General features: G+C 54.7%; 1 protein-coding gene. It reads left to right on the forward strand.

Going from position 1 to position 479, the window contains the following annotated elements; translation table 11 throughout:
* Positions 1-53 precede the first annotated feature (53 nt).
* Positions 54-440 carry an IS5 family transposase gene (locus AEAC466_RS43480; protein ID WP_023460309.1) on the forward strand — a complete coding sequence of 129 codons (387 nt, stop codon included), beginning with the start codon at positions 54-56 and terminating at the stop codon, positions 438-440.
* Positions 441-479: the final 39 nt, after the last annotated feature.

Genomic DNA, 479 nt, shown 5'->3' on the forward strand with positions numbered 1-479 from the left:
TTGATTTAATGTGAGAACATTGATTCTCATCGTTTTGTTCGAGGAGAAAAACGATGGCTCATGAGTTTTGGCTTACTGACGCGCAATGGTCGGCAATCGAGCCTGTGTTGCCAAAGGTCTATTCCGGTGCCCGGCGCGATGATGATCGTCGGATTATCAGCGGCATCATTCACGTTCTAAAATCCGGATGCCGATGGCAGGATTGTCCGTCTGCCTACGGTCCGCCGACGACAATCTATAACCGGTTTCACCGTTGGTCGGGGCGGCGCATCTGGCACAAAATGCTGGAGGCTTTGGTCAAAGCCTTTCCTGATGATGAGCATATGATCGATTCTACCACCGCCAAGGCGCACCGCTCGGCCGCCGGCGGAAAAGGGGGGCGGGCAACCAGGCCATCGGTCGCTCACGTGGTGGCCGAACGACTAAAATCCATGTCGTAACAAACGGTTGCGGAAAGCCCTTGGCCTTTGACGTGACGG

The sequence above is a fragment of the Asticcacaulis sp. AC466 genome (genome assembly GCF_000495815.1).
In the GTDB taxonomy this organism is placed as follows: domain Bacteria; phylum Pseudomonadota; class Alphaproteobacteria; order Caulobacterales; family Caulobacteraceae; genus Asticcacaulis.

Coding starts and splice junctions, on each gene's coding strand:
- AEAC466_RS43480 (WP_023460309.1), top strand. CDS start 54: ATGGCTCATGAGTTTTGGCTTACTGACGCGCAATGGTCGGCAATCGAG.